Origin of the sequence: Roseobacter sp., assembly GCF_045106495.1 — a bacterium.
GTDB lineage: Bacteria > Pseudomonadota > Alphaproteobacteria > Rhodobacterales > Rhodobacteraceae > Roseobacter.
In genome coordinates this window covers 17,620-37,869 of record NZ_JBGCEQ010000048.1, presented here as the reverse complement: position 1 = coordinate 37,869, position 20,250 = coordinate 17,620, and the positions used below count along the sequence as shown (strand labels likewise).

Annotated in this window: 18 protein-coding genes, 2 tRNA genes and 1 pseudogene; 6 read left to right on the top strand and 15 right to left on the bottom strand. The window is 56.0% G+C overall.

Features of this window, described 5'->3' with window-relative positions; translation table 11 throughout:
- Positions 1 to 70: 70 nt before the first annotated feature.
- Positions 71 to 147: transfer RNA gene (locus tag AB8B75_RS20675), tRNA-Met, on the bottom strand.
- A gap of 73 nt (positions 148 to 220) precedes the next feature.
- Complete coding sequence (locus tag AB8B75_RS20670; protein WP_405364887.1) at positions 221 to 1,186, bottom strand: c-type cytochrome; 966 nt, start codon at positions 1,184 to 1,186, stop codon at positions 221 to 223.
- A gap of 309 nt (positions 1,187 to 1,495) precedes the next feature.
- Here AB8B75_RS20670 and AB8B75_RS20665 point away from each other — a divergent pair, with 309 nt between their 5' ends.
- A complete protein-coding gene (locus AB8B75_RS20665; protein WP_405364885.1) occupies positions 1,496 to 2,839 on the top strand; it encodes a c-type cytochrome in 1,344 nt (447 codons plus the stop codon).
- Between the two features lie 11 nt (positions 2,840 to 2,850).
- Here AB8B75_RS20665 and AB8B75_RS20660 read toward each other — a convergent pair whose 3' ends face one another.
- The 7 genes from AB8B75_RS20660 to AB8B75_RS20630 all read right to left on the bottom strand — a co-directional run bounded on the left by AB8B75_RS20660 (position 2,851) and on the right by AB8B75_RS20630 (position 9,212).
- Positions 2,851 to 3,621 carry a LamB/YcsF family protein gene (locus AB8B75_RS20660; RefSeq protein WP_405364883.1) on the bottom strand — a complete coding sequence of 257 codons (771 nt, stop codon included), beginning with the start codon at positions 3,619 to 3,621 and terminating at the stop codon, positions 2,851 to 2,853.
- 12 nt (positions 3,622 to 3,633) lie between these two features.
- The gene (locus tag AB8B75_RS20655) at positions 3,634 to 4,656 is read right to left on the bottom strand and encodes a biotin-dependent carboxyltransferase family protein (RefSeq protein ID WP_405364881.1); all 1,023 of its coding nucleotides are present in this window, start codon (positions 4,654 to 4,656) and stop codon (positions 3,634 to 3,636) included.
- Positions 4,653 to 5,384, bottom strand: coding sequence for an allophanate hydrolase subunit 1 (locus AB8B75_RS20650; RefSeq protein WP_405364879.1), 732 nt, complete (start codon positions 5,382 to 5,384; stop codon positions 4,653 to 4,655). The genes AB8B75_RS20655 and AB8B75_RS20650 overlap by 4 nt, the downstream gene beginning before the upstream one ends.
- Before the next feature lies 1 nt (position 5,385).
- A complete protein-coding gene (locus tag AB8B75_RS20645; RefSeq protein WP_405364877.1) occupies positions 5,386 to 6,312 on the bottom strand; it encodes a hypothetical protein in 927 nt (308 codons plus the stop codon).
- A gap of 5 nt (positions 6,313 to 6,317) precedes the next feature.
- The gene (locus tag AB8B75_RS20640) at positions 6,318 to 7,628 is read right to left on the bottom strand and encodes a TRAP transporter large permease (protein WP_405364875.1); all 1,311 of its coding nucleotides are present in this window, start codon (positions 7,626 to 7,628) and stop codon (positions 6,318 to 6,320) included.
- Positions 7,629 to 7,632: 4 nt separating this feature from the next.
- Positions 7,633 to 8,157 (bottom strand): TRAP transporter small permease, encoded by a 525-nt coding sequence (locus AB8B75_RS20635; RefSeq protein ID WP_405364874.1) that lies wholly within the window; start codon positions 8,155 to 8,157, stop codon positions 7,633 to 7,635.
- A gap of 65 nt (positions 8,158 to 8,222) precedes the next feature.
- The gene (locus tag AB8B75_RS20630; protein WP_405364872.1) at positions 8,223 to 9,212 is read right to left on the bottom strand and encodes a TRAP transporter substrate-binding protein; all 990 of its coding nucleotides are present in this window, start codon (positions 9,210 to 9,212) and stop codon (positions 8,223 to 8,225) included.
- 203 nt (positions 9,213 to 9,415) lie between these two features.
- Between AB8B75_RS20630 and AB8B75_RS20625 the strand changes: the two genes are divergently transcribed.
- Entirely contained in the window at positions 9,416 to 9,931 is a 516-nt protein-coding gene (locus AB8B75_RS20625; protein ID WP_405364870.1) for a winged helix DNA-binding protein, read from the top strand.
- Here the strand turns inward: AB8B75_RS20625 and AB8B75_RS20620 are convergent.
- Both AB8B75_RS20620 and AB8B75_RS20615 read right to left on the bottom strand, forming a co-directional pair.
- Positions 9,928 to 11,142 carry a winged helix-turn-helix domain-containing protein gene (locus AB8B75_RS20620; protein ID WP_405364868.1) on the bottom strand — a complete coding sequence of 405 codons (1,215 nt, stop codon included), beginning with the start codon at positions 11,140 to 11,142 and terminating at the stop codon, positions 9,928 to 9,930. The genes AB8B75_RS20625 and AB8B75_RS20620 overlap by 4 nt on opposite strands.
- A pseudogene (locus tag AB8B75_RS20615) lies at positions 11,139 to 12,242 on the bottom strand (LacI family DNA-binding transcriptional regulator). The gene AB8B75_RS20620 and the pseudogene AB8B75_RS20615 overlap by 4 nt, the downstream one beginning before the upstream one ends.
- 63 nt (positions 12,243 to 12,305) lie before the next feature.
- On the opposite strand from AB8B75_RS20615, the gene AB8B75_RS20610 reads away from it, so the two are divergent.
- From AB8B75_RS20610 to AB8B75_RS20595, 4 genes are all read left to right on the top strand, one after another.
- A tRNA-Arg gene (locus tag AB8B75_RS20610) sits at positions 12,306 to 12,382 on the top strand.
- 155 nt (positions 12,383 to 12,537) lie between these two features.
- The gene (locus tag AB8B75_RS20605; protein WP_405364866.1) at positions 12,538 to 13,395 is read left to right on the top strand and encodes a hypothetical protein; all 858 of its coding nucleotides are present in this window, start codon (positions 12,538 to 12,540) and stop codon (positions 13,393 to 13,395) included.
- Positions 13,392 to 13,865 (top strand): plasmid mobilization protein, encoded by a 474-nt coding sequence (locus AB8B75_RS20600; RefSeq protein WP_405364864.1) that lies wholly within the window; start codon positions 13,392 to 13,394, stop codon positions 13,863 to 13,865. The genes AB8B75_RS20605 and AB8B75_RS20600 overlap by 4 nt, the downstream gene beginning before the upstream one ends.
- A complete protein-coding gene (locus AB8B75_RS20595) occupies positions 13,859 to 15,412 on the top strand; it encodes a mobilization relaxase (RefSeq protein WP_405364862.1) in 1,554 nt (517 codons plus the stop codon). The genes AB8B75_RS20600 and AB8B75_RS20595 overlap by 7 nt, the downstream gene beginning before the upstream one ends.
- 230 nt (positions 15,413 to 15,642) lie before the next feature.
- On the opposite strand, the gene AB8B75_RS20590 is transcribed toward AB8B75_RS20595, so the two are convergent.
- The 4 genes from AB8B75_RS20590 to AB8B75_RS20575 are packed head-to-tail and all read right to left on the bottom strand — an operon-like array spanning position 15,643 to position 20,248.
- On the bottom strand, positions 15,643 to 16,482 hold the full coding sequence (locus tag AB8B75_RS20590) for a TIGR01459 family HAD-type hydrolase (protein ID WP_405364860.1): 840 nt from the start codon (positions 16,480 to 16,482) through the stop codon (positions 15,643 to 15,645).
- On the bottom strand, positions 16,479 to 17,744 hold the full coding sequence (locus AB8B75_RS20585) for an FGGY-family carbohydrate kinase (protein WP_405364858.1): 1,266 nt from the start codon (positions 17,742 to 17,744) through the stop codon (positions 16,479 to 16,481). Before AB8B75_RS20585 ends, AB8B75_RS20590 begins: the two co-directional genes overlap by 4 nt.
- Positions 17,734 to 18,765 (bottom strand): class II aldolase/adducin family protein, encoded by a 1,032-nt coding sequence (locus AB8B75_RS20580; protein ID WP_405364856.1) that lies wholly within the window; start codon positions 18,763 to 18,765, stop codon positions 17,734 to 17,736. Before AB8B75_RS20580 ends, AB8B75_RS20585 begins: the two co-directional genes overlap by 11 nt.
- Entirely contained in the window at positions 18,752 to 20,248 is a 1,497-nt protein-coding gene (locus tag AB8B75_RS20575) for a glycerol-3-phosphate dehydrogenase (protein WP_405364854.1), read from the bottom strand. The genes AB8B75_RS20580 and AB8B75_RS20575 overlap by 14 nt, the downstream gene beginning before the upstream one ends.
- Positions 20,249 to 20,250: the final 2 nt, after the last annotated feature.

Here is a 20,250-nt window from a genome sequence, read left to right as displayed (position 1 = left end):
GCAGGAAAGAAAAACCCCGACTTCCTTTCGGAGGCCGAGGCGCTAGACAACCTGCTATCGCAGGGATCGTTGGTTGCGGGAGTAGGATTTGAACCTACGACCTTCAGGTTATGAGCCTGACGAGCTACCGGGCTGCTCCATCCCGCGACAATCAACGTCTGGCGGTTTTAGGCTTGCGATAAAGGGAGTACAAGTGGTTTCATGCAGATTCATAATTTTTTTAGTCCAAAGTTGCTTCAAGCAAATACGCAATAACGCTTGTAATGTCTTCTTCCCTCTTCAAGCCTGCAAAGGCCATGGATGTTCCCGTCAGATAGTCCTTGGGCTTTGTCAGGAACGCGGACATTGTCTTCGCTGTCCAGACCACGCCGGAGCTTTTCATCGCCTCAGAATATTTGAAACCTTCGACAGTTCCGGCGGCACGTCCCATGATGGCATGCAAAGTAGGTCCCGCGCCATTTTTGCCTGTTTTGACACTGTGACATGCTTTGCATTTGCGAAAGACCTTTTTACCAGCAACTGCATCACCCGCGATCTCGAGTGATGCTTGTGTCACAGGGGCGCCTGGCGCCGCCTCCGCTTTCTGTTGATCTGCTTTGAAAACAAAGCGCAAAGTTACCGGCGTTGTACGCGTAATGCCGGGCAAATCGGCTAGTTCCATCAGCTTGGTTATACCTGCATCAATTCCTATGTCTTCGGCGCCTACAAAAAGCATGCCATTACTTGTGATCAGCACCGAAGTTTCTGAAAGACGTGCGACAAACATTTCAAGCTCAATGTCCAATTCTGCCCCGACAAAGGACAAAACCCCCTCAACATCAACAACGGCAGTACCACCGACAGACATGCTTGTGAGTGCATCCATGTCAATCTGTGCGCTTAGCGTAGCCGTTGGTGCATTTTTGAATAGATGCGCGACCATGCGCTCATTGCGGATGTCGATGTTGGTCTCGACCGACCCAAGGGCAATCTCCACAGTTGTGGATCCGTCCGGCAAGACATGCCCGGTTACATTCTGAAAAGAATGCACTTCCCCCACGGTATCTTTCTTAATGGATCCAAAGGCAATCTTTGAAGAGGCGCCGTCGAGCGTCCATGATGTGGTTGCGTGACCATCTGCAAAAGCGAATTTCGCGAAACCCGAGATGCAAACGACGACCAACACCTGTATTAGTCTTTGAAACATAGTTTCCTCCTGATAAATACGACGGCCCTATTGTCGACCGCATCAAGAGAACACGCTGTTGGCCGCTTTTATTCATTGTGATGTACAAAAGAATTTTCCCATCGGTGTAGAAAGCGTGTGCGCGACCCGCCAAGTTCAAATGCCACCGGTCAAACCAACTGCATGAACGCCGGTTAAGCGCTGCCTCGCGCGCCATGTCCCAATGGACATCAAGCAATGGACCAAATCGCCAGTGTTTTGTAAGACTTAATGCATTGGGATGGCGGAGCGACCATACGCGTCTCTGTCCGAAATGCATTGGGAGGGCGCATGAGGCAATCGTCGCTTAAAACGAAGAGCTTTTCGTTTGAAAAACTGACGCAACTTTTGATGTGCCTCTGTCTTCCGCTTTTTGCGTCCGCGAGCGTCTCCGCTCAGGAGTTCTTCACATTGAAGGGCCATGGTGGCCCGATCAAAGGCATCGCGACAGGGTCTGACGGGGTCATACTCACGGCCAGCTTTGACAATTCCGTGGGGGTTTGGCGCGACGGCGTACCGCAATGGCTCGAAGGTCACACTGCCGCCGTGAATGCGGTTGTCTCCCTTGATGGTGGCCGTGTTGTCTCGGCTGGCGATGATTTCACGTTGCGCATTTGGGATGCGAAAACCAAACAATCGCGGGTTGTAGGCTCCCATACGGCCAAGATCATTCGTTTGGCCTTGTCGCCCGACGGACAAAGGGTCGCTTCGGCAAGCTGGGATAGGACGTTGCGCATTTGGTCGCTTGACGGAGCCTCGCCACCGGTCGAAGTCACAGGGCATGCAAACATTGTGAATGATGTGGCTTTTTCCACGGATGGCTCCGAACTCTACAGCGCGTCCGCGGATGGCACGCTGCGGGTCTGGGACGCTCAGTCAGGTGCGCCCTTGCGCTTATTGGTCAATCATGGATTCGGCATCAACACGTTGGCGGTAAGCGCAGATGACGCATGGATTGCCTATGGCGCTGTGGATGGCGCAACGCGACTGGCACGGTTGCCAGATGGCGCTCCCCTCCGTGATTTTACCGCCGACCGTCGCCCCATTTTGGCCATGGCCTATCATCCAAAGGCGGCGCGCATCGCGGTTGGCGATGCACAGGGCTACATCATGTTGATCGACACCGATGAATGGCGCATTTCAAACGACTTCCGCGCGACGCTGTCCGGGCCGATTTGGGCGCTGACGTTTTCATCGGATGGGCAGAATATCCACGCGGGCGGGCTTGATGATGCAATGTACAGCTGGCCTGTCAAAACCCTCGGTACATCGCCGCAGATGGCAGATACGGACCGCAGTTTCTTGAAAGCGCCCGAAGAGATGTCGAACGGCGAGCGGCAGTTTCAACGCAAATGCTCAATCTGTCACGCTTTGGGTCCTGACGGGCAACGCCGCGCCGGTCCGACATTGCACGGGCTTTTCGGTCGTGCGGCGGGGGCAGTGGATGGGTATCTTTACTCCCAGACACTGGAGAGGTCGGACATCGTCTGGTCAGATGAGACCATAGATCTGTTGTTTGAACTGGGGCCGGACAATTACATACCGGGCTCGAAGATGCCGATGCAGCGGATTACCAAAGCGGAAGATCGACTGGATCTCATTGCTTTCCTGAAACAGAAAACAACCACACCTTAGCCTTTACCGGACTACGCGCGGCGGCCTTCGAAAGTGCGGACTTCAATTCCCGATGCTTCGAGTGTACCGCGCACTGAGCCTGCAATTTGCACAGCATTAGGCGTGTCTCCATGCAGACAAATGGTGTCGATGTCGGTTTTGATCTGCTTGCCGGATTCAGTGATGATCGCACCGGCTTGAACCATCTCGACCATACGTTTTCCGGCGACTTCCGGGTCGTGGATGACGGCCCCGGGTAGGCTACGGTCCACGAGTGTCGCGTCATCATTATAGGCGCGATCCGCAAAGATTTCGCCTGCATAAGCGCAGCCTAATTCGCGTACGGCAGTCTCCTGCGCCGTGGCGCAAAGCACCGTGACGATCAATTCTGGATCAACGGACAATGCTGCTTCATAGATGTCGCTCGCCAGTTTCTCATCCTCGGACGACATGTTCGCCAAAGCCCCGTGTATTTTAACGTGACGTACTTTACCGCCCAACGATTTTGCCATTCCCACAGATGCGGCCACCTGAAACCGAATGGAATTCTGCAAGCTGGCGCGGGGTACACTCATGCGCTGACGACCAAATCCCTGCAGGTCCGAAAACCCTGGGTGCGCTCCTATTCCGACGCCGTTTTCGAGGGCCAAAGTCATGGTCTTGGCCATCACATCCGGGTCACCCGCATGGGCGCCGCAGGCGATGTTGGCCGATGTTACCGTGGTCAGCAACGCGGCATCATCCCCCATTTTCCAGGGACCAAAGCTCTCGCCCATATCGGCATTCAGGTCTACGCGGATCATGTTTGGTCTCCTCTAGGACGCAAAAGGGTCTGCGGTCGCGGACACTGCGCCGCTGATCAGTTGATAGCTCAGCATATCCGCTATGTCCTGCGGATCCCGCACCATGGGCTGCGCGCGTGACGGAAGTGCTTTTGTCTCGGTGCGCGCCCGTTTTTCCAATTCAATCGCATTCTCTTGAGAAATAAACTCAAAGCGGATCGGCGCCCCAACGGGAGCTTGCGCGACTTTGGGCAAATCTGAAGGGATCACGGTGCCAATTCGGGGGTAGCCTCCGGTGGTCTGACTTTCGCACATCAAAACATAGGGCGCGCCGTCACCGGCCACTTGTATGTCGCCTGTGGTGATCACTTCAGAGACAATGCTCAGCCCACCTTCCGCAAAAAAGCCGGGCGCTTTCGTGGCCATGCGCACGCCCTGCCGATTGCCGCGCGGATCCCTGGTGAATTCAGTCTTGGCAAACCGATCGCGTGTCTCTTGCGAGAAATGCGTTGATTGGAAAGACGTAATGATGCGGACAGTGCCCCCATTAAATCGGTCGTCAGGAGAAAGGAAGTATCCGCTGCGCGCAGGAATTTCCCTCTGGAACGCGACCGTGTCCCCGCTTTGCAAGAAAGCGCCAATCTGAGCGTTCAGATGGCTGGCGCGTGCGCCCATGTGGATCGGCGTGTCAAAACCGCCAGCGATGTGCAGGTAGCCATAGTTCCCCGCGCGTGCGCCGCCGATCACTAGCTTTGCGCCTGCGGGCAGCTTGTGACTGGCGTGCCAAAGCAAGGGCGCACCATCGAGAGTAGCCGACATAGGTGCCCCTGTTAGCGCTATGCATGTGTCTTTTGTCGGCTCGAATGTGCCGCCCATGCCAACCATTTCGATGGCCGCGCAATTGCCGGATTGCCCGAGGAGCGCCGCCCCCTCATGCAGGGCCATCCTGTCAGCCGCGCCTCCGATGGTCAGGCCGTAGGCCAGATAGCCTTGGCGGCCCAGGTCCTGCAGGCTCATGGAAGGACCCGCTGACAAAATTTTAAGATGTTCGCTCATGGCAACATCTCACGTGTTGCCCCACCAAACCGATCATCTGGCGCGATCTTGTCGAAAGCAACGCGGTCGATTGCCGGGAATGTCATTTCATCCCCCGGAGACAAGGCAAAGGGTTCAAGCGAATCCAAGACAAAATTTCGGAAGGCAGTTTGCCCCACGTGACGCCAGCCCGTGGGTGTTGGCGCAGTAAAAACGATCAATTGCCGAATGGCGGCCACCAGAGCACCAGACGGCACGCTCTTGGTCAGGTTTTGCTGGCGCGGGATGTTCCAGACCGCATCCAATTCACCCAAGTAAGGTTGACCGGGTGCAAAACCCAAGGTCAGCACCCGAACGCGGGCGGCGGAAAGTTCGCGGATGGCCATGTCAGGATCGAGGCCCGCAACCTCTGCGGCTTCTTCCAGTTGCGGCGCAAGATCAGTGCCGTAGACGGTGGGCACGTGCCAAAGGGTGCGACCGGCTGGCAACGGTGCGACGTACCAGTCTTGCGTGTCAAGCAAGCCGCGGAGCTTTTCTTCGATGCCGTTGGTTGGGGTCTCCACCAAATCTACCGCAACAAAAACTGACACCAGCGACATCATGGTTTCGCTGACCTCCGGCCATTGTTCGTCCTCCAGCGCCACCCGGAACGCCAGGGCAGCCCGGTTAGCCGCTTCGCTCATTTCGGTGCCGAAGCTGACCAGCAAACCTGAAAGGCCAACGGTGCGGATGAACGGAGCGCCGGTCATGTCATACCCGCTTCAGGTAGAGCCAACGGAGCAATAGAGGTGTCAGATACATCGGCAATTGCCAGCATCCGACAAAGACCATCAAAGGCGCTATCACATTGGGTGGCAATGCAACCAAAAACAGCGCGATGTTGCGGTTGCCCGCGCCAATGGCCAGGGGCCCGGCCACATGCCTGAGACGCGAGCTGCGAAGGGTCAGGAACACGATCACCTGCATGCCGAAACTGATTGCGAACGCCAGGAGCACCCAGAGTGCCACATTGCCCGGTTCGCTGCGCAGTGCCGGGTTCAGCGCGGCCATCAACCCGATCACGATAGCCGAAAAGGCCAGTACCGATAGCCCATCCAGGGCTTTGACTTCGGCGTCGCTGGGATGCGGCAGGCAAATGGCGCGCAACCCAAACCCGACAAGCGTTGCGATCGTGATAACTGCCAAAAGGGTCAGCGCCGCTCCGGTGATGGCGGCGGGCGTTCCCAATTGGGGCATCAACCATAGTATTGGGATTACGGTCACCGGAAAGGTTGCTGTTCCCAAGACCATGACTTGCATCATGCGCCCCGCGTTCTGACCAAGCAACAATGCCAGATTGGGCGATCCGGTGATGGCTGGAGCCGCCGTGGCGAGGACAATTGCCATGGTGACTGTGGTTCCCGATAATCCGAGAACCCAGCAGACGCAGAACAGGGCAACTGGCACGATCACCTGTAATACGGCTACCGACCCCAAGCCCCAGCGCAGATCCGATACCGCACCCATTGCTGCCCGGTGGCCAATGCGCAATGCGGTGATTGTCAGCAGCCCGGCTACCATCTGCGGCAGCCATGGTTGCATTGATGCCGCCAGCGCAGGCAGCCCAAGGCCCGCCAGAAGACCTGCAACCAGACAGGCTCGCGCATTGTCCGAAATCATCCATAGCAGTCGTTTCACATTCGTCAGCTCGGGGTTTGTCGCAGGTTATCCGGCAGCCATGTGGCGATGTCCGGGAACCAGATTAGCACGAAAACCATCAGGACCATGATCAGGAACATCGGCAACGCAGCCTTGGTGATGTACCCCATTTCATGGTTGGTCATGCCTTGCAGCACAAAGAGGTTGAATCCTATGGGCGGTGTAATCTGCGCCATTTCAACAACGACGACCACGAAGATGCCAAACCAAATGAGGTCAATGCCAGCCTCGCGCACCATCGGTTCCACCACGGCCATGGTCAGCACTACCGAGGAGATACCGTCCAGAAACATGCCGAGCACGATATAGAAGACCAGCAACGCCATGAGCAATTGAAACCGGCTGAGCTCCATGGCGGCAATGCCATCTGCCAGTGCACGGGGTAGGCCCGTGAAGCCCATGGAGAGTTTCAAGAAGGCCGCACCCGCAAGGATCAGGGCAATCATCGCCGAGGTGCGCATGGCACCCATCAGGCTTTCGCGGAAAGATATTGGTGTAAGAGAGCCTTGGAACAGCGCCAGCAACAGGGCACCAATGACGCCAATGGCTGCGGCTTCAGTCGCGGTCGCATAGCCCAGATACATCGATCCGATCACAACCGTGATCAAGGCAAAAACGGGGGCCAGAAAGCGGGAATTCTGAATTTTCTGGGCAAAGCTCATGCCGGTCTCAATGGTCGGCTGCCAGTCCTTTGAGGTAAAAGAAACGATGGCCACATAGGCCATGAACATGCCTGCCAGGATGAGCCCCGGAAAAACACCTGCGAAGAACAATTTGGTGATGGATTCGTTCACAGTGACGCCATAGACGATCAGAGCCAGCGACGGCGGGATCATCAGGCCAAGCGTCGCCGCACCGGCCAAGGTGCCAATCACCATTTTTTCGGGGTAATTCCTGCTGCGCAATTCCGGGATCGACATCTTGCCCACAGTGGTCAGGGTGGCAGCGGAAGATCCGGAGACCGCGGCGAAAACGGTGCAAGCCACGATGTTGGTATGCACCAGACCGCCCGGAAGACGAGCCAGCCACGGCGACAGGCCTTTGAACATGTCTTCGGACAATCGCGTGCGATACAGAATTTCGCCCATCCAGATGAAGAGAGGCAGCGCTGTCAACGTCCAACTGCTGGATGAGGCCCAGATGGTCGTGACCATGGTGTCACCGACGGGTCTTGTGGTGAAAAGCTCCATGCCCACCCAGGCCACACCCATAAGGGCCAAACCGACCCAGACGCCGGTGCCCAGGAGTAGAAAGAGAACGACGAGAAAGAGAATTATTGCGTAGAGTTCGGTCATTTCTTCACACCTCGAACGTGTCGTCGACGGTGTCGCGGCTGATCCGGTGGTCACCCTTGAAAACAACGTGAAACAGATTGTCGGTCAACGCGATTGCCATCAGGCCGCCGCCGATCACCATCACCGATTGCGGGATCCAAAGGTGAATAGCATCCTGACCCTGGCTGACCTCGTTGAATTTCCAAGACCAGTAGACAAACCAATAGGCGTAGTAAGTAAAGTACCACGCGACGGCGGCACCCAGAGTGAAACACCAGATTTCCAAGGCACGTTTCATACCTGCAGGAACAGCATTCAGTAGGATCGATACACGGATATGTGCGCCTTTGTTCAAGGCATTGGCGAAGGCCAGAAAGCTTGCGGCTGCCATGGCGTAACCTGCGTAGTTCGGCGCGCCTGGGAAGATTTCACCGGTCCAGCGGGCGACCATCTGGGCGACGATCAAAACCAGAATGGCAACCAAACATACCGCAGCTGCTATGCCAGCAAGCAAATACAGGAAATCGAGCGTCTTGCGGATCGCAGCCACAACGTCACCTCAACCATAGATGAAAGGAAAAAGGCGGCCCCAGGACCGAGGCCGCCGATATGAGATTATTGCATTGCCTTGAAATCGTCGACGAGAGCAGCACCTTCATCACCTGCGGCTTCCAACCATTCCGCGGTCATTGTGGCTCCTATTTCGCGCAATTCTCCCATCAAAGCATCGCCAGCGGGTTGCACAGTCATACCGCCCGCTGCAAGTCCGTCCATGGTAAATTGCGTGTAAGCTTTGGAAGCTTCCAATCCGCGCGCAGCTGCTTCTTCGGCGCAGGCCCGGATGGCTGTTTGGTTTGCCTCGGACACATCGGCCCAAACATCCTGGTTGACCATAACGTAGTTGCGCGGCAGCCAGGCGTCGACCTCATAGAAATGCGTGAGGCTTTCCCACACTTTGCGGTCGTACCCGGTGGCCCCCGAAGACACCATCGATTCAGCAACGCCCGTAGCAAAGGCTTGGCTGATCTCTGCCGCTTCAACGGTTACAGGCAACATCCCGGTAAGTTCCGCCAGACGGCTGGTTGTGTTGTTATAAGATCTGAACTTTACGCCCGCCATGTCGGCCACGCTGTTCACTTCTTTCTTGAAATACAGCCCCTGCGGTGGCCAAGGCACGGCATAAAGAAGCTCGAGGTTCTGCTCATCCAACAGTGCTTCGATCTTGGGTTTGGCCGCCTCATAAAGCTTATCGCTCGCCTCGAAGGAAGGCGCAAGGAAGGGGATGCTGTCAAAACCGAACACGGCGCTTTCGTTCTGGTGACCCGACAACAGACGTTCGCCAATCTGAACTTGACCGGTTTGAATCGCGCGTTTGATGTCAGCGCCCGCAAACAGGGACCCACCCGGATGCACTTCGATTGTAATCTCGCCATTGGTGCCGGCACCCACGCATTCCGCAAAAGCCACGCCGTTCTCGGAATGGAAATTCGATGCCGAATAGGCCATCGGCATGTCCCATTTTTCCGCCGCGAAGGCCGGGACTGCTGCGCCTGCAGCGAGTGCAATCGCAGCAGCGCTGGCCAAATAAGTATGTGTCTTTTTCATTGGTCTCTCCGTTGTTGTGGTCTTTTGTTTTTGTCGCGAATCTGGCGCCCGCGGAACTTTGTGTTTGTTGTGGAACCAGGTCTCAGGCGCAGTTGGACCTTGTGAATACGCACTTAAGTGATTCCCTAACGTCAATACTGCCCAACTTTTACAATACGTCAACAAGTTGTTGACAAATTGTCAGCAAATGGCAATCTAAACCCATGACAGATCGATTTCTTGGCCCCGTTGTCTCCTCCGCTCATCTTGCAAGTGGGTCTTTTGCTGAGATATCCGAATTGGAATACGGCCTCACCTTGGCCAACAACGCATTCCAAAGGTGGATGGTGCGTGCGATTGCAATGGCGGGCTATCCAGAGTTGGGCGCGCTGGAAGTGCTAGTCCTGCACTCGGTTTACCATCGCGAGCGACCCAAGAAACTTGCCGACATCTGTCTTGTTCTCAATGTGGAGGATACGCACACCGTCAATTATGCCATCAAAAAGCTGATCAAGGCCGGGTTGGTTATGGACGGTCGGCAAGGCAAGGAAAAAACCGTAGCTGCAACTCAAAAGGGCGCGGAGACCTGCGTGCGATACCGCGAAATTCGCGAGGGACTTCTCTTGCGTGCTGTGGGGGAACTGGGCTTGGAACCGGATCAGGTGAGCCGGGCGGCATCGCTCTTGCGTCTGATGTCGGGACAATATGATCAGGCAGCGCGCGCGGCCACGACCTATTAGGGATCGCGGAGCCAACCGTCTTCAAAAGATATTTCGCTGACACTTGCCAGCTTTTGCACTCTTGATACTTCCGTTTCAAATGCCGCAATGCGCCCTTTGCCCCATCGCACACTGCGCTCTGGCCATAGAGCCCGAATGTGTAAGGTATCCCTATCGCGAAATGCCTTCATATCGACGCGTCCCACCAGTCGGTCACCTTCCAGAATGGGAAAAACATAGTAGCCATAGCGACGTTTTTCTTCCGGCACGAAAACCTCGATCCGGTAGTCAAATCCGAAAAGCCGCTCTGCACGCTTTCTGTCCCTAAGTGCGGGGTCAAATGGGCTGAGAAGGCGCAATCGTGATGTGGGAGGCGTGTCCAGGGCGGCATCCCCAGCAATATCCGGACGGGCAAAACAGTCGCGCAAAGCGCCGCCCATGCATTCAATTCGGATAGGTTGCAACCGGCCAGCCGCAGCCTCAGCGGCGCACCATGCTTTGGCTTCAGCGATGGAGATATGGTCCCAAAAGGCGGCAAGTTCGGTCGGCGTAGCAAACCCGAGACGATCAAGCGCTCCGGCGCAACACCAGTCGATGGTGTTTGCCGTGTGCTCCGCCGTGTGCTCCAAGTTGCAAAGTGCCGCATCAATCACACGTTCCGTAAGGTCATAGCGTTTGCGAAATCCATCGCGTCCGACAACGCAAAGCGCTCCGCTACGCCACAGGTATTCCAATGCGGTTTTTGACGGATGCCAGTCCCACCAACCGCCGGATCCGCGTTTTTCACCGGCTCCGACATCAGAGGAGCATAGAGGGCCCTGTTCTCGGATCTGGTCGAGGACTTTTTGAAACTGCCCTTCAAAACCATCACGACGGCCATTGCGCCACTGCGCTTTGAGCTTTTCAGCATCGCGCTCCCGTCGCAGATGCCACCATCGGTAAAAAGCCATTGGGATAACGGCCGCATCATGGGTCCAATGTTCAAAAAGAGCGCGATCCTTTTCATACAAATTTTTCAGCGCCTTGGGTCGATAGCGCGGTCGGCGAGAAAACAGGATCAGATCATGTGCACGGGCAACGGTATTAATGCTGTCGAGTTGCACAAAGCCAAGACGCTCGATCAGATTGAGCAATGCAGATCCGCGCGCCTCTCCTTGAGGGGTTTCGCTAAGCGCGTGCCGATCAAGGAACAGCCGCCGCGCGGCCCTATTATCGAGAGTAAGCGCGTTCATCCGTGCTGGGTACGGCGCAACGTGTCTCCGTAGGAAATCTTGGGCGTCAGTGTAATGCGCGCCGGCTCATCTGGCTCTGCGTCTTCCGGCAGAGCGCTGCGTTCCAGGATAATTTTTGCCGCAGCAGTACCAATCTCGGATCGGCATGCGTCCATAGTTGCGAGCTTGCGAGGCAGGCCTTGCAGCAATTCCACACCGTTGAATCCGGCAAGTCCAATCTGCCCAGGGATGTCGATGCCTTGGTCCAGCAGGTAAAGCAATCCGCCAGCACCGATCATATCATTGGAATAGTACAGGAAATCCAGGTCAGGCGCGCGTTCCAACATGGACTGCGTCATTTCACGCCCTTTTGCCAGAGCCGACCCTCCCGAGTAAAAATCCCTTGCTTCAATTTCGATGCCCGCTTTGGTCAACCCTTCGGTCAACCCCTCGAACCGCTTGCGTGCGCGGTGATCCAGCGGCATTTTTGTGCCCATGAAACCGATACGCGTGTAACCCTCTTTGAGGATGGCCGCTGCCATCATACGACCCGCGCGGCGATGCGAAATACCCGCCATTGCGTCCACGGGGTTACCGTCGGTATCCATGATCTAAACCACTGGGATACCGGCATTTTGTAACATGGCACGAGTCGAATCCGAGTGTTCCAGACCTGCTATGATAACGCCTGATGGGCGCCAGGACAGCATTTCGTAGAGCACCTGCTCTTCTTTTTCCGGCAAGTAATCTGTGACACCAACCACGGGCTGCAACGGCGTTTTTTCGAAAGCTTGATTAATTCCGGTCAACACTTCTGGGAAGACCATGTTTGACAAAGATGGGATGATAACGGCCACAAGGTTCACACGTTGTGACGCCAACGATCCGGCGATTTGGTTCGGCACATACCCAAGGCTTTTGGCGGCCTTCAGCACCCGTTCTCGCGTTGCGGTCGATACATCGCCCCGGTTGCGCAAAACCCGGCTCACCGTCATTTCGGACACCCCGCAAGCTTCTGATACATCTCTGAGAGTTAACGGGCGTTGCTTGGGTCTTGTCACAATAGTTTCCCTATATTTGCTACCTCTTCGTAGCGCAGGTGAACACCGCCTATCAAGCATGTGCTGTGTTTCCCGTTTAATCCGATGACAAGATGGTCGACATATTCTAAACCGAAGAACAATGGCCCCGTGGCTCAACTGGATAGAGCAGCCCCCTCCTAAGGGGCAGGTTGCAGGTTCGAATCCTGCCGGGGTCACCAAAAACACCTATAAAATATGGCTTATTTACAGGGCTTTGTGCAGACGCTTGCAGAAACTTGCGCGGCGATGCAGGTCGATGTCGGCTGAAATCACCAAATTCCTGTACAAAAGCTGTACAAAATTTGTGGGCCTTTGTCGCTTTTGAGGCCTTCAAATGAGTTGGCGCGTGGCCAAGGAATGCTCCGAACGCAAGTTCGGTAGTGCCCCACGCAAACAGATCATCATGTTCTTGGCGGACAAAGCGAGCGACGACGGCTCAGGCATCTGGTGTTCCAAGGGCACGATCCAGCGCCATACCGAGCTTGGCGCAAGTACCGTGAAGCGGACAATCAAAGATTTCTTAGATGAAGGTATCTTGATCGAGACGGGTCAAAAGAAGAGATGCAAGAACGGTCACACCATCGTCTACCGCCTGATACTGGCCAAAGTTATGCTTCTCGAACTTACCCGAGAACCAGACTTAGAGACCGGGTTCACTGTGGACCCCGTCCAGACTGGACCCGGAACCCAGCCCATGGTGGACCCGGTACCCGGACCACACCGGACCCCAAACAATCCTAAAACTATCCCTAAACCACAATCGCGCAAGCGCGAGGATGCGGATGACTTAGAGGCTGAGAAGATCTTGGCTGCCTATCCATCGGATCGTCTTCGTGACAAACAAGCTTGCCTTACCCAGATTGAAGGGGCCGTGAACGAAGGGATTGCAGCAGCAGAGATGTTGCTGGCCGTCCAAGCCTATGCGACCGAAAGTGCAGGCTTCACCCGTTCGAGAGTTTGTTTTTCCGACAACTGGTTTCAGACGCGGCGCTGGCAGGGGTACATTGAGGAGATCCACGCCAAGCGAAAGGAAGCTGAGGTTGTGGCCGCTGATCACCATGCACGGCTTGCCTGCTGGATCAGCGATAGCCATCCGATGTGCCAACACATCACGCCATCTCAAGTCTCTGCGTTGCTGGCGTCCGAACTGGTGACAGAGGCCCAAGTCCAAGCCGCTGGGCTAAGATCATGAACAAAATCGCACCAGCAGATAGGGAAACAGCAAGGCGACCCAGTTCTAGGTCTGCGACCTCTGAACCGGGACCTTGCGAGGGGCGGCAAGCCTCCCCTTCGAACCCCAACCAACCTGCCACGACGGCAGGTGCAGCAGCAAAGCCAGAAGCGGTATTCTTCTATTGCTCGGCTGCAGAGAAGGCGCTGATCCGGCAGTCTGCCAAAGATCGCGACCTGTCTATGTCCGCGTTCCTTCGCCAGCTCGCCACCGGCACGGAGCCAAAGCGACGGCGTAAACTGCCGTGCGTCGATCCCGCCTTGGTGCTGGCCGTTTCGCGCTATGGCGGCAACCTCAACCAGATCGCTCGCTGGCTGAACCGCGCGATGCTGGCGGGCCGTGTCGATCTCGATGCGTTCTCCGTTGCCCGTCGCCTGCTGACCATCGAACGCCAGCTTGCCCAGATCATCGAGGCGGCGCGCCGATGCTGATCAAATTCTTCCGCAACGGCAAAGACGCGGGCGCGGGTCCGGTCGGCTACCTCGTGGCCGAACGCGTCCTGGCCTATGACGGCAACCGCGACCTGATCCGCGATGCCGACGGCCAGCCCGTGAGTGTCACCCGCGACCCACTGCCCGAGGTCCTGCGTGGCAACCCCGAGCGCACCGAAGCCCTGATCGACGCAAGCCGCCACCAGTGGACCTACCGCGCGGGCGTGATCAGCTTTGCCGACAGCGACGATCCGACCGAGGATCAGCAGGCCGAGGTCATGGACCATTTCGAGCGGCTGGCCTTCGCGGGGCTGGACCCCGAGCAATATGAGATGCTCTGGGTCTGCCATCGCCACGAAGGCCGGGTCGAGCTTCACTTCTGCACGCCGCGCCTGGAACTGACGACGGGTAAGAGCCTGAACATCGCCCCACCGGGCTACCAAGACGCCTATGACAGCCTGCGGGACGTGATGAACCAACATCATGGCTGGGCCGATCCGATGGATGTAGAGCGCGCCCAGGAGGTCCGCGACACTATTGAGGCCCCAACCCGCGCCCAAGGACGGGACGAGCTGCACGCCTGGATACAGGACCAGATCGATATGGGTCTCATCACCGACCGCGAGACTATGATCGAAGCCCTCACCGACGCAGGCTTTGACCTGCCGCGCACCGGCAAGGCCTACATCACCGCCCGCGATCCCGAGACCGGCGAGCGCTGGCGGCTGAAAGGAGAGATTTTCCATGAAGACTGGCAAGCCGACCCGGTTGAGCGAGAAACTGAACGCGGAGCTCGACACGATCCGGGCCGAACACGTCGCCTCGATCTCATCCCAGCTCAAGAGCTTCAGGATCGATTTGAAGAACATTGCGGGCGCCGCGCAGCATACCATCGCGAGCGATACGCGCCGCTTTCAGACCGAGACGGCGAGCATCTTCGAGACACGGCTGAGATCGATCCGCCTTTGGCTGAGGATCTCGCCCTGGCTGATCGCGGGGGTGGTGCTGACGGGGATCGCCTCAATGATGGCCGCGAGCTACTTCTGGACGTTGCATCTGACACGCTCGGAGCTGACGGAGATGGGCCTGACGCGGATCGAGCGACCCGAGGGGACGTGGCTGATCCTGGACCCGTCGAAGACACGCCTGCGCACCTGCACGATGGGCGGCCAGAGCGTGACCTGCATTCGGATCGAGGAGGACTAGATGACCCAACTCACAGCCTTGGAACGCGACTTGCTCGCCTGCGTCGAGCGGTTGGTGATGGCCTCAGAGGCCTCCGCGAAGGATTTGACCGCCTTGGAGACACGCTCGACCGGCAGGATCGAGAAGGAACTGGCTGGCTTGAAAGACTGCGTGACCTTGCTCATTCGTTCACAAGCCGCATCCATGAAGGCCTTGAACGGATTGCTGAACAACGAGGCGAACTACAAGACGCTGGACGAGACCTTGCAGCAGAGCTTGACCTTAGCGAAAGCCGCCGCAGAGAGATTGAGGGACAGCTAGACAGTCAGGAGGCGCATGCTGAGCGGGGGCTGCGGCACTAAATGGCAGAGGCCCGATGAACAATGTATCAGTTCAGGTATTGGTGGATCGGTAGGGCCGAAAGTTCAAACGCCAGTTTCTGTTGCTCTTAGTTCGGCTTTTGAAGCCGTCACTAGCGCTTTGCTCTGATGGCTTTCAGGGTATTTGCTTCTTCGATCGCGTCCGCAACAACGTCGACTTGGTGCTGCTTGAGGGTCGGCGTCGCCATGCCGATCCCTGTGACAAGTCGTTTCTAACTCATTGACAGTGATCTGAGAGCATGCGTCGGGAACACTCCTAAACTCGTAAGAATTGAAGAAGTTGCGTCGTCTGAAAGACCGCCATGGACGCCTTGGCGCACGAGCGCCGTCGCGAGGCCTGCTCCATGGCCACCGAGGATATCATGGTGAATGCTGTCCCCAATGCACAAGATCCTGGCTTTGGGAACATTCTCGACGAGCGCGAGCGCGGTTTCATAAATGCCCAAATAGGGTTTGCCGTACCAAACAACGCGTCCACCCAATTCTTCAAAGAGCTCGGCAATAGCGCCAGCGCTGAAAGCAATGCCATCCGGGGTCAGCATATTCAGGTCAGGATTGAGACAGAAGCATTGGCCACCCGTTGACACAAATTGTGTAAGTAACTCCGAGTAGTCATCGCGAGACCATTTAAGGTCACGGCTCACGATCAGAAGCATATCAGCCAATTTTGGATCATCGGTTTCTTCCAGACCAAGATCTGCAATCGGGGATGTGTCGCCTTGTCGGCACAGTGTCATGACACGCGCGTTCGCGCTAATCCCGTGACCAAGCGCGTTTTTGATGGCCTGATACGCAATCTCGCCGGACGTGACGACCGTTTTGAAATGGTTTCTGTCAAAACCAAAGGACACCACGCGATGGCAATTGAGTTCGGCGCGCTTTCCCGAGTTGGACAAGATGACGACGGATTTGTCGCGTTGCGCGATCTGGGCGAGCGCGTCAACCGCGCCGGGATAGGCAGCTTCACCGTCGATCAAGACGCCGAATTGGTCGATAAGGAACGCATCGTAGCGATCGATCAGCGGGCCAAGCGGTTCTATCGCAAGGCTCATTTTTGTCCACCATGTTTCGCCAGAAGAGCCGCGCCATAGGCGGCTTGAACATGTTCTGGAATGCTGCTTTGAAGTTCCAGGCAATTCTCCCGAATTTTGGTAAGGCTTTCGTTCTTGGCTGCCCCGCCTACGGTGCGGATGGTGTTTAACGGCGGCGTGCCCAGCGCCTGGAGTTTTTCATAGGCGCGTTTTTCGACTTCAGCGATCCCTTCGAACATGGCCTTTAGAAAGTCGACATCGCTATCTGGTCGAGGAGAAAGTTTGGGTTGCAACTCAGGGTCAGAAACGGGGAACCGCTCGCCCGCTTTGCTAAGCGGATAATAGTCGAGGCCGAGTTGTGTCGTTGGATCGATTTGCTGCGACAGCGATGCGATTTCGCCCTGAGAAAAGTGATCAAGGAGCACGCCGCCACCTGTGTTCGATGCTCCGCCAGCCAACCAATTGCCAAGAAGCCTGTGACTATATATGCCGCTGGCCGGGTCAAAGATTGGTTTGTCGGAAATGATCTTAAGGATAAGAGTCGTCCCAATCGATGTGACACCATCTCCGGGCTGTGACGCACCGGTCGCGAGAAAGGCAGCGCATCCATCTGTTGTACCGGAAACAATCTGCGTGGATGCGGGAAGGTCGAATTGAGTTGCAACATGCGGCCAGATTGCTGCAATGAGCGTGCCAGGTTCGTTGACATTAGGCAAAAGGCGTCGATCGATCCCCACCTCTTCCATCCAATCAGGCCATTTTCCGGCAACAGAGTCGTAACCAGTTTTGAGCGCATTGTTATCGTCTGAAACGTAGGTGCCGCAAAACTGACCCGCAAGCCAATCTGCCTGATGCACTATCTTGTGCGCGTTCGGGGCGTTTGCTTGAAACAAGAGGGCTTTCGCAGCACCACTGGTGGCACCGTGCGCCGCACTTTTTAACGGAGCCATTCGTGCAATCTTGTCGAGGATTTCAGAGTCATCGCAAGGGTCGTTATACATCCGAGCCTGTGCAAGCGGAGTGCCACCTGCATCAATGGGCAGCATGGTGCCCGAGGTGCCGTCAATCGCGATGGCTTTGACCTTACGTCGCTCGATAGATTTAGTCACTCGCGACAAAGCAGTATCTGCCGCCGCGCGCCATATCGCCGGGTCTCGATGATCCGCTCCATGATCAGCGAGGCTCGATTTTGCTTCTGCTATGACCTCCCTGTCTGCGTTAATCGCGATAGCGCGCGCGCCGGAAGTGCCAAGATCAATGCCTATGAAAATGTCATTCGACATTGAAGGCCTGACGGTATTTCTCTGCGTCCCAGTTGAGTAGTTCGAAGTTTTGCTCTGGCGTCAGATAAGTCAACTTGGCGTTCTCGGGCAGGCGCATAATTACGTCGACAAGGCAGCGCAGCATCGTTTTCGCGCCCAAACTAGCGTCTTTGCGCAGTAACAGTCCAGCGTCAGGGACGAGAAGGCAAATCGGTTTATTTTCAATGCTTTGCGTTGTTTCTTCGGGGGGTAGGGCCATGACGGCAATACCACAAAAAATCACATGGTCTGGGTAAAGACTGCCTGCCGTAACCTGTGCGACCCGGTGATCTGACAAGGCGATTTGATGCAGCATCGGGTCATCGGGAAGGCTATAAGATCCGTCATCTACCAGCGCCATGAGGGCTTCGGGGTCTTCGCCACGCAGTTTCGTTTCGGGCAGGTTAAGCGCAGTGTGCACCGCATTTTGCAGGTCGCGCACTTCGTCAATGGAGTCTCCGGCGACGATAAGCCCGTGATTGCCAAGAACAATGACATTGATGTCGGGCGTGAGTACTTCCAAGACCGAACGCGCAAGATTGGCGCCGGGTTTTGCGTAAGAAACGAAGGCCCATTTGAAGTCGCGCAGACGGGCGGTCAACAGATCTTCTGCGTTGGATTGAACAGCGTGTGCAATGGTGTGGATACAGTGTGTATGAAGGACGAAACGTTGAGAAAAGACCGCATGCAGGCTGGTTTCGATGGACGGGCGCAATTCCGATGCACCTGGTATCAGGAAGGCAGCTGGTGTGTCAGCGTCAGGTTGATCAGTGGTAACCGAAACCTTCATCCGGGCGAGATCGACGGGAACGAACACGTCGCCTATTAGCGCATCAGCGAGCATTGTCCCGGAAGCCTTGATCCACATCTTATCATCATCTTTGATCGATGCATTGCCACCGGCACCCTGAATGTGTAGAGCGTTCTGGCCGAACTCTGCGGACAGCTTTTTGAGGTCTTCAAAATCCTGAGAGGCTGGATCCATTAATTTACGCGGTGCCATTTTTGAACCAATCGTCGATCTTGGATACTTGCGATGGGCTGACTGTCAGCCCGTGTTTCGTGCGGCGCTTTAAGACGTCTTCGGTGCAAACGGCCCATTCATTCTCGACCAGATAGGCTAACTCGGCCTCGTAAAGCAGATCCGCGAATTGTGTACCGAGATGTTTCATCTCGGAGGCACCATTGATGATTTGCGCCGCCCGTGTGCCGTAAAGTCGTGCATAATGTCTCGCTAGATCCCTCGGCAACCACGGGTTTTGATCTTGCAGCTCTCCCAAAAACGTTTCGAAATCTGCATTTGGTATATCACCACCGGGCAAAGGTTTGGTGGCGGTCCAGTCGTCGCCCATTTCTGGAAAGATCGTTTTCAAATCATTCACCGCGTGTTCGGCGAGCTTGCGGTAAGTGGTGATTTTGCCACCGAAGATATTCAACAGAGGTGCTCCTCGAGACCGATCTAAGTCCAGCACATAATCTCGGGTCACCGCACTCGGGTTGCCGTTGCCATCGTCAAAGAGAGGACGCACGCCAGAAAAGGACTCGATGACATCACTAGGCCTTATCGGGTTTTTGAAGTAACGGTTCACGGCATCGATCAGATAGGTAATTTCACTTTGATCCACGGTGACATCATTCGGGTCACCCTCATACGCGATGTCGGTCGTGCCGATCAGGGCCTTATCCCCTTCGTAGGGGTTGATGAAGATGACGCGTTTGTCGTGGTTCTGAACAAGGTAGGCATGTTGTCCCTCCCAGAACTTCGTAACAATGATGTGGCTACCTTTGACAAGCTTCACAGACCGGCTTGAGTTGGAACCGGCCACGCGCCCGATCACGTCATTTACCCAGGGGCCAGCCGCGTTGACGACAGCCTTGGCCCGAATTTTTCGCGTTTGCCCGGATTTCGTGTCCTCCACCGTTGCAATCCAACTGCCGTCTTGTTGATGCAAAGTGGTGCAGCTTGTGCGGGTCAGAACCTCCGCTCCGCTCTCGTATGCATCGACGGCGTTCAAAACGACCAAGCGTGCGTCATCAACCCAGCAGTCTGAATATTCGAACCCTTTGGAATAGTCGTCTTTAACAGATGCGCCTTCGGGGTCGCGTTTCAGGTTCAAGCTCCTCGTACCGGGCAAGCGTTTTCGTCCACCGAGGTTATCGTAAAGAAACAAGCCAAGACGGACCAACCACGCTGGCCGATCTGTGGGGCTGTGTGGCAAAACAAACCGCATAGGCCAGATAATATGCGGCGCCGCATTGAGCAGAACCTCTCGTTCGATCAGAGCTTCGCGTACGAGACGAAACTCGTAATACTCCAGATAGCGTAGACCACCATGCACCAATTTGCCGGAGCGTGAGGAAGTTCCTGCAGCCAGATCATCCTTTTCACAAAGCACCACAGACAGGCCCCGCCCCGCGGCGTCGCGGGCAATGCCAGCACCGTTCACTCCGCCGCCGATGATAAAGAGATCAACGTCGTCGGACATTG